Genomic DNA, 8,363 nt, shown 5'->3' on the forward strand with positions numbered 1-8,363 from the left:
CCGGTGGCGCCTGCGCGAGCGGCTTGGAGACGGTGCCTGCGACCTGCCGGCCGTGTTGCCGGGGTGCTGCCGGGGCAGGGTGTTACCGAGACCACTGCCGGGGGTGCTGCTGCCCCGGGGCTGCGGATGTGTTCCCCGGGCGGGGTCCTTGGCCTGGTGCCGGTGCTGCTGCCTCGTCCTGTGGGTTTGCCTTGTCATGCGGGTCTGAGGTCTACTTGGGTCGAGAACGATTCCCATTACCCGACGCTGGAAAGGTCCGTCTCATGGCCAGCCCCTTCCTTCACCTGCGGCAGCGGGAGCCCCGGCTCCCACGCCTGGCAGGACCACGACCCGCAGCCTCGTGCGCGACCCGCGCCAGCGCCCCGGCCACCTCCCTCGCCGCCCTCCTGAGCCTCCTGGCCGTCCTCGCCCTGGCCCTCGCCGGCGCCGTCCCGGCCCTGGCCCCGCAGGCCGCCGCCGTGCAGCCCGACGAGCAGGAGCGGGTGAGCACCGGCCGGGTCAACCTCTTCCACCTCTTCGGCACCGACGCCGGGACCGGTGCCATCGGCCTGGGTATGACGGTCGACGACGACCTCGCCGACCCGGAGACGACCCTCGTGTCCGTCCCCGGCGCCGCCGCCCCCGTCACCGACCCGGCCCTCGTGGCCGCGGGCGCGACCTCCGGCTGGACCGTCGCCCCCGGCGGCCCCCTCGCCCTGGGCTGGGACGCCTCCTCCGTCGCCGCCGACCCCTACCTCTACGACGGCTCCAGCGTGCGCCTGGGCTGGACCGGGCCCGAGGGCGCGAAGGTCTTCCTCGCCCAGTACGACCCCACCGGCGAGACGGCCGACCTCAAGCCCCTGCTGCGCTCCGGCTCCCTGGAGCTGGCCCCCGGCGTCGGCCCCGACGACGAGGGCGTGAGTGGTAACGACGCCCTGGCGCTGGGGCGCCAGGGCGCAGGCCAGGCCGAGGCCGCCCCGATGGAGGGCGTCGCCACGTGGGTCTTCACCCAGCCCGGCACCTACACCCTCACCGCCACCGCGCTCTCCTCGCGCAGCACTGGGTCGGTCTACTCCAACCGGACCGAGGCCGTGACCTACACGATCCAGGTCGGCGAGACCACCCCGCAGGCGGAGGAGCCCACCGCCCCGGCCACCGACCCCTCCACCGACGAGCCCGGTGACGAGCCGGAGGACGAGCCCACGGCAGCGCCCACCACGGCGCCCGCGACCGACCCCGCCGTCGAGCCCACGACCCAGCCGAGCCCCCAGGCCCCGGCAACCCCGACCGCCCCGGCCACCACCGAGCCCGGCGCCACGCCGTCGGCCGGCCCGACGCCGGCCCCCGGCACCACGGGCACCACCTCCTGCGACCTCGTGGGCAGCACCGAGGGCTTCGCGACCGTCCTCGACCACGGCCACGTCGACATGTTCGACCTCACGAGCGACGCCTCCGGCACCCTGTCCCTCAAGCTCAAGGAGGACGTCACCGGCCAGGGTGTCCTGCGCGAGCCCGGCAGCGTCCTGCTCAAGGTCAAGGAGCGTTACACGGTCCCCGCCACGAACGGCCAGCCCGCCCGTGAGGAGTCGACCTACACCCAGCTGCCCCAGGGCCTGCGTGACCAGATCCCGACCCTGCCCGAGGCCGGCTACGTCCTCGACGCCAACGGCGCCGACCAGGCCCACGTCCTGTGGCCCGGCTGGGACACGCTCGCGGCCCGCCAGGGCGGGTACAACGCCGCGACCTTCCGGGTGAGCTACACCGGCCCGGAGAACGGGACCATCCACGCCTTCGCCGGCGGCAGCCTCCTCGGACTGGAGTCCGTGCTCTCCGACGGCGGCTACCGCCTCGACCCCTCCGGCTCCACCATCACCCAGCCGTACGCGGCCCACAAGCACGTGACCTGGGTCTTCTCCCACGCCGGGCGCTACGTCCTCACCGTCAAGGCGACGGCCACCAAGGCCGACGGCTCCGCCACCGCCCAGACGAGCGAGCACACCTACACCATCGACGTGGGCGAGCGCTCCAGCTGCGTGACCCCCTCCGCCCCGCAGAAGCCGGGCACCGACCAGCAGCCGGCTGCCCCCGCGGCCCCCAGCGGCTCGGGCGACGCCCCGGCGCCCTCCGGCCCCCAGGCGTCCTCCAACGTCATCGGCCAGGCCTCCTCCGTCCTCGGCACGTCCTCCGGCCGCGCGGGTGGTGCGGGTGCCTCCGGCGCCGCCTCCTCCGGTCAGTGCGTCGCCACGACGATCACCCGCGAGGCCACCGAGGAGGAGGCCACTCGCCTCGCCGGCGGCTCCGCCTCCGCGGGCGGCTCCGGCGCCACCGCCAACAGCGCGACGACGACCCTCACCTTCCAGGTGGGTCCCGGCGCCACCGGCAACGCCACCGAGGGCCACTTCGACCTCGGCCCCGCCATCGAGGACGGCACCCTCGTCGCCCGTGTCAAGGACGACCGCAACCAGCCCGCGAGCTGGGTCTCGCCCGAGTCCCTCACCTTCGCCCTGGGCGACGGGGCCGCGATCAAGGCCCCCGCGGCCCTGTCCTTCGTCGCCAACGAGGGCCAGACCGTGTGGATGATCCCCTCCACCCAGATCGCCGGCGTGCCCTGGCTGGGCATGAACTCCCAGCGCGAGGAGGTCGTCAACGGCACCAAGGGCGGCGTCACCTTCAGCCTCGACGCCGTCAACGGCCCCGGCAAGGTCGCCGTCTTCAACGCCGGGTCCCTCGGCAGCGGCGTTGGCGAGCACGTCTTCGACGGCGCGGGCACCGCCTACCACCTGGCGGCCAACACCCACGCCCACCAGAACTGGGTGTTCACCGAGCCCGGCACGTACACGCTCACGCTCACCATGACCGTCACCCCCACGGGCGCGGACCTCAAGGGCTCCACCAGCGGCGCGGGCGGTGCCGGCGCCGCCGGGACCCTCTCCGTCACCGGGGAGAAGGGCCCCAACGGCCGCCCGATGGTCAAGGAGGTCGTCGGCCGCACACCCGACGGCAAGCCCTGCGACCTCAGCCTGGCCCGCACCGGCGCCGACTCGGGCGACAGCCTGGTCGCCTCCGCCGTGCTCGTCCTGGCCGGCCTCGTCCTCGTGGCCGCCCGCCGCCGTCAGGCCGTGAGCGCGTGAGACGCCCACCCCGGCACGGCCTCACCCGCAGGGCGGTGACCACGGGGCTCCTCGCGAGCACCCTGGTCACCGCCCTGGCGGGCGGCTGCGCCCTGCCCGCCAGCAGCCTGGGCCGCACCGACCCCGCCCGGGACGGCGTCCTCAACGTCGTGGCCACCACCGGCATCCTCGCCGACCTGGCCCGCAACGTCGCCGGGGACCGCGCCCACGTCACCCAGATGGTGCCCGACGGCGCCGACCCCCACTCCTGGGAGCCCTCGCTGCGCTCCGTGCGCGACGTCGCCTACGCCGACCTCGCGCTGTCGAACTACCTCCTCCTGGAGGAGCACGCCCTCATCCGCACCCTCGACTCCAACCTGCCGGCCACGGCCATGAGCGTGTCCGTCGCGGAGGAGGCCGCCAAGAACGGGGCCACTATCCTGCCGCTCGTCGAGGACCGCTCCCTGGACACCGTCTGGCTGGGTATGAGGGTGCTCGGCGACGGCGCCTCCCACGGCGCCAACCGCTCCTCCACCGTGGACCTCATCCTCACCGCCGCCGAGGGCCCCGGCCAGGCCAGCGCCTACCTCGTCACCTCCTTCGGCGCCCCGGAGGTCGGCTTCACCACCTCCGACGGCGTGAGCGCCGACTCCGACACCTCCGTCCTGCCGGCCGACGCCCACCAGCACATGTCCTGGGCCTTCACCAAGCCCGGCATCTACCGCCTCACCTTCAGGGCCGTGCTCCACCCCGACGGCGCCCGCAGCACAGACGGCACAGACGGGACTGCGCCCGTCGAGCTCGGCTCCGCCACCGCCGTCTTCGCCGTCGGCGTCTCCGGCGCCGAGGTCGCCGCCGCCGAGGGGCGCAGCCTCCTGGGCGCCGGGCACGCCGACCTCACCGCCAACCTGTCCGCGCAGCCCGCCGGGGGCGGGGCCGGCGGCGTGGCCCTCGCCGTCGACACCGCCTCCCTGCCCGAGGACCTCGCCCCCCGGGCCCAGGACGCGGGCGGCCTCGCGGCCGCCATGAGCGTCGTCAGCCTCGATGACGTCGTCCTCGAGGTCCCGCCGCGCACCCTCACCCAGGTGCCCGGCAGCAGCGGCTACCGCTTCGTCGGCGAGCCCGGCTCGGACGCCTACGTCCTGCCCCAGGCGGTGCTCGGCAAGCACGTCCACGGCGACATCGACCCTCACCTGTGGCACGATGTCCACAACGCCGCCGCCTACGTGCGCGTCATCGAGGACTCCCTCATCGCCGTCGACCCCGACGGTGCCGGTACCTACCGGGCCAACGCCTCCGCCTACCTCGCCCGCCTCGAGGAGCTCGACGAGCAGGTGTCCGCCACCCTGGGCACCATCCCCGAGGACCGGCGCCACCTCGTGACCACCCACGACGCCTACGGCTACCTCGCCAACGCCTACGGGCTGAGCGTGTCCGGCTTCATCGCCCCCAACCCGGGGGTCGAGCCCAGCGTCGCCGACCGCGTGCGCCTGGCCGCCACCCTGCGCGACCTCGGCATCCCCGCCGTCTTCCTCGAGCCGAACCTCGCCCGCACCCGCTCGGTGCTGCGCACGGTCGCCCAGGAGGCCGGGGTGGCCGTCTGCCCCCTGTACGGCGACACCCTAGACGAGGCCGCCCCCACCTACATCGACATGATGCGGTTCAACGCCGACTCCCTCGCCCAGTGCCTGGGCGGCACCCCCTCCAAGGAGAGACCATGACCCACCTCCCGCACGCCCGGCGCGCCGCCCACCTGGCGGCCGGCGCCCTGCTCGCCCTGGGCCTGGCGGCGCCCGCGCTCCCTGTGCCCGTGCTCACCGCCCCCGCCCTCGCGGCGCCGGCCACGACCAGCCAGGGGCCGGCGACCACGGCCCTGGGCGCCGCGCGCCCGGCCACCACCACCTCGACCGCGGAGGCCCAGGACCCCGACCTGCAGCAGACCGTCACCTCCGGGGAGTCCATCGGCCAGGGGGCCGCCGTCATCGACGTCGGCCACGTCGACCTCGGCCCCCGCTACGCCGACGGCCAGTGGCGGGTCATGATGCGCGACGACTCCGGCCCCTCGCCCGTGTGGCGCGACCCCGGCGAGGTCGTCCTGCGCGTGCGCGACACCGCCCTGCTGCCCGCCCCCACCGACGAGGCCTACGCCTTCATGGGGGCCGAGGAGGGCCAGCAGTGGTACGTCATCCCCCAGACCCAGGCCGCCGACGTCGTGTGGCTGGGCTGGAACACCCAGGACCCCGGCGTCGTCTCCGCCGTCGACCGCGGCGTCACCATGACGATCGGCCCCGTCGAGGGCCCGGGCCGCTCCTGGATGTTCACCCAGTCCGGCACCTTCGGCGAGCCCCTGCTGCTCGTCGACGGCCAGAAGCACGAGCCGCAGGACGTGTGGGTGGACGCCAACACGCACGTGCACGCCAACTGGGTGTTCACCGAGCCCGGCGTGTACACGGCCAGGCTGTCCTTCAGCGCCACCACCCCCGAGGGCACCGAGCTGACCGGCTCGACCCTCCTGCGCTTCGCCGTCGGCGACGCCACGAGCACCGACGAGGCCCTGGCCGCCCCGGCCCCCGACGCCGAGGGCGCCGCGCAGGACGGCACTGCCGGCAGTGCTGACAGTGCCGACGGCGCCGCGCAGGCCGACAGCGCAGGCAGTGCTGACAGTGCCGACGCTCCCGCCGAGGCCGGCACCCGCCGCACCGGCCTGAGCACCGGCGCGCTGTGGCTGGGCGTCGCCCTCGCCGCCGTCGGGGCGCTCGGCGCGCTGCTGGCCCGCCGCAGCCGCGCCGTCGCCCGCGAGCAGCACGAGGCCCGTCAGTGGGCCGACGCCCAGGACTCCCTCAGCCCGGAGACGGACGCCGAGCCGCAGACCGAGGAGGCACCGCGTGACGGGGACGAGTGAGGCGCGGCTGCCGCTGGAGGTCAGCGGCCTGGCCGTCGACCTCGGAGGCCGGACGGTCCTGAGGGACGTCGACCTGCAGGTGCGCCCCGGCGAGCTCGTCGGCCTCATCGGGCCCAACGGGGCCGGCAAGACGACCCTCCTGCGCGCCGTCCTGGGCCTGACCCCACGGCGCGCGGGCACCGTCACGACGGCGGACCCCGCCCCCCGCGTCGGCTACGTCCCCCAGCGCCACGAGTTCGCCTGGGAGTTCCCCCTCACCGTCCGCGAGGCCGTCATGAGCGCCCTCACCCTGCGCCTGGGGCTCATCAGCCGCCCCCGCCTGGAGCACCAGCGCGCCGTGGAGAGCGCGCTCGGACGGGTGCGCATGCGCGGCCTGGCGGACCGTCCCGTCGGCGAGCTCTCCGGCGGCCAGCGCCAGCGCGTCCTCGTCGCCCGCGCCCTGGCCCTGAGCCCGAGGCTCCTGCTCCTGGACGAGCCCTTCACCGGCCTCGACATGCCCACCCAGGAGATGCTCGGGGACCTGTTCCGCGACCTCGCCGACGAGGGCTGCGCCGTCCTCATGACCACCCACGACCTCGTCGCGGCACGCGCCCAGTGCGACCGCCTCTACCTCGTCGCCGGGACCGTCATCGCCTCCGGCGCCCCCGAGAACCTGTCCAGCCCCGAGCCCTGGGTGCGGACCTTCCGCCTGCGCGAGGACAACCCGCTGCTGGCGGCCCTGGGGGTGGCCTGATGCTCACGCCCCTCGACTTCCTCATGGACCTGTTCAACCCGGTCCTCGCCTTCCTGCCCCGGGCGCTGCTCATGGCGGTCGTGTGCGCCCTCGTGTGCGGGCTCGTCGGCGTCCACGTCGTCCTGCGCGGCATGGCCTTCATCGGCGACGCCGTCGCCCACTCCGTGTTCCCCGGGCTCGCCGTCGCCTTCCTCCTGTCCGGATCCCTCGTGCTCGGCGGGGCCGTGGCGGGCGTGACGACGGCAGTGCTCGTCGCCCTGCTGAGCCAGAGCAGGAGGCTCAAGGAGGACTCCGTCATCGGGGTCCTGTTCGTCGGGGCCTTCGCCCTCGGCGTCGTCATCATCTCGCGTGCCCCCGGCTACGCCGGCAGCCTCCAGGACTTCCTCTTCGGCTCCATCACCGGTGTGCCCGCCTCGGACGTGCCCGTCGTCCTGGCCGGGGGAGGGCTCGTCGTCGGCCTCGTCCTGCTCCTGCACCGCCCGCTCACCGCCGTCAGCCTCGACCGGGAGACCGCCCGGGCCGCCGGGGTGCCCGTGCTCCTGCTCGACGTCGCCCTCTACACGGCCGTGTCCCTCGCCGTCGTCATCTCCGTGCAGACCATCGGCAACGTCCTTGTCCTCGCGCTGCTCGTGACGCCCGCGGCCACCGCCCGCCTGCTCACCGACCGGCTCACGACGATGCTGTGGCTCGCCCCGCTCATCGGGGCCCTGGGGGGCGTCGTCGGCCTCTACCTGTCCTGGGCCGTGGACGTGCCCACGGGGGCGACGATCGTCCTGCTGCTCACCGCGGCCTTCGCCCTGGCCTGGCTGGCCGCCCCGCGTCACGGCGCGCTCGCGCGGTGGGTATCGAGCCGCCGCCGCGCCGCCGCCAGCGCACGGGCGTAACGCGGCCCGATCTCCTGCTCCGTGACGCTGCGCCCGTCGTAGGTCCAGCTCAGCAGGTTGTCGAGGCTGAAGGAGCGGCCGCAGGCCGCGCAGGCCAGCGGGACGGAGGGACGGCGCAGGCGCGCCACCGTGTGGCCCGCCGGGCAGGTGCCGCGCCAGCGTCCCTCGACCTGCGGCGCCCCACGGGGCACGAGGCGGCGGCCGCTCGCGCCCAGGCGCTGGGCCTCCGCCCGCCACACGGCGTCGTGCCCGTGGCGGGCGCCCACACGCGCGTGGGCGATCTCGTGCAGGACGGTCTCACGGACCTCGGTCTCGTCGTACAGGCCCATGAGAGCGCGCGAGAGCGTGATGCGGTGGCGGGCGTGGTCCGTCAGGCCGGCGCGCCTGCGCGCCCGGTCGAGCTCGAGCCCCCAGTCGCCGACCCCGTGCTCCTGCATGAGGGCGCGCGCGAGGGCGAGCACGGCGGGGATCTCCATGGCCCGAGGGTAGCGAGCGGCATGCCGGACCCCCTCCGGTGTGGCAGCATGTCCACGATGAGCGACCAGCAGGACCCCAGGCCCACTGCCGCGCAGCCCGACGGCGCCGGCCGTCACCGGGCCACGCCCCCGACGGCGCCGGCCACCAGGGCCTCGCGTGCCGCCTCCGGCCGCCACCGTGCCACCGAGCCGGTGGCCCCCGCCGAGCAGGCCCCTCCGACGGCACCGGCCGCCCGGGCCGCAGGCCCCACCGAGCAGGCGAGCCCCGCACCCCGCACC

At 75.3% G+C, this 8,363-nt stretch carries 6 protein-coding genes and 1 pseudogene; 6 read left to right on the top strand and 1 reads right to left on the bottom strand.

Features of this window, described 5'->3' with window-relative positions; all coding sequences use genetic code 11:
- Window positions 1-263: 263 nt before the first annotated feature.
- Genes H6X67_RS04870 through H6X67_RS04890 form a run of 5 tightly spaced genes read left to right on the top strand, consistent with a single transcriptional unit; the run spans window position 264 to window position 7,608 of the window.
- On the top strand, window positions 264-3,110 hold the full coding sequence (locus tag H6X67_RS04870) for a TIGR03773 family transporter-associated surface protein (RefSeq protein ID WP_249435462.1): 2,847 nt from the start codon (window positions 264-266) through the stop codon (window positions 3,108-3,110).
- The gene (locus H6X67_RS04875; protein ID WP_249435463.1) at window positions 3,107-4,810 is read left to right on the top strand and encodes an anchored repeat ABC transporter, substrate-binding protein; all 1,704 of its coding nucleotides are present in this window, start codon (window positions 3,107-3,109) and stop codon (window positions 4,808-4,810) included. Before H6X67_RS04870 ends, H6X67_RS04875 begins: the two co-directional genes overlap by 4 nt.
- The gene (locus H6X67_RS04880) at window positions 4,807-5,991 is read left to right on the top strand and encodes a choice-of-anchor M domain-containing protein (RefSeq protein ID WP_249369612.1); all 1,185 of its coding nucleotides are present in this window, start codon (window positions 4,807-4,809) and stop codon (window positions 5,989-5,991) included. Before H6X67_RS04875 ends, H6X67_RS04880 begins: the two co-directional genes overlap by 4 nt.
- Window positions 5,975-6,724, top strand: a complete 750-nt coding sequence (locus tag H6X67_RS04885) for an anchored repeat-type ABC transporter ATP-binding subunit (protein WP_249369610.1) — start codon at window positions 5,975-5,977, stop codon at window positions 6,722-6,724. The genes H6X67_RS04880 and H6X67_RS04885 overlap by 17 nt, the downstream gene beginning before the upstream one ends.
- Window positions 6,724-7,608 (top strand): anchored repeat-type ABC transporter permease subunit, encoded by an 885-nt coding sequence (locus H6X67_RS04890; RefSeq protein ID WP_249369608.1) that lies wholly within the window; start codon window positions 6,724-6,726, stop codon window positions 7,606-7,608. Before H6X67_RS04885 ends, H6X67_RS04890 begins: the two co-directional genes overlap by 1 nt.
- Here H6X67_RS04890 and H6X67_RS04895 read toward each other — a convergent pair.
- The gene (locus tag H6X67_RS04895) at window positions 7,545-8,084 is read right to left on the bottom strand and encodes a SprT-like domain-containing protein (RefSeq protein WP_249369606.1); all 540 of its coding nucleotides are present in this window, start codon (window positions 8,082-8,084) and stop codon (window positions 7,545-7,547) included. The two genes, H6X67_RS04890 and H6X67_RS04895, sit on opposite strands and share 64 nt — an antisense overlap.
- A 57-nt stretch (window positions 8,085-8,141) precedes the next feature.
- Between H6X67_RS04895 and H6X67_RS04900 the strand changes: the two are divergent.
- A pseudogene (locus tag H6X67_RS04900) lies at window positions 8,142-8,363 on the top strand (hypothetical protein); the annotation flags it as partial.

Source organism: Actinomyces sp. AC-20-1 (assembly GCF_023369555.1).
Lineage (GTDB): Bacteria > Actinomycetota > Actinomycetes > Actinomycetales > Actinomycetaceae > Actinomyces.

Excerpts from the sequence above, each read along its gene's own strand:
- H6X67_RS04870 (WP_249435462.1), top strand. The coding sequence starts at position 264 with ATGGCCAGCCCCTTCCTTCACCTGCGGCAGCGGGAGCCCCGGCTCCCA.
- H6X67_RS04880 (WP_249369612.1), top strand. The coding sequence starts at position 4,807 with ATGACCCACCTCCCGCACGCCCGGCGCGCCGCCCACCTGGCGGCCGGC.
- H6X67_RS04890 (WP_249369608.1), top strand. The coding sequence starts at position 6,724 with ATGCTCACGCCCCTCGACTTCCTCATGGACCTGTTCAACCCGGTCCTC.
- H6X67_RS04895 (WP_249369606.1), bottom strand. The coding sequence starts at position 8,084 with ATGGAGATCCCCGCCGTGCTCGCCCTCGCGCGCGCCCTCATGCAGGAG.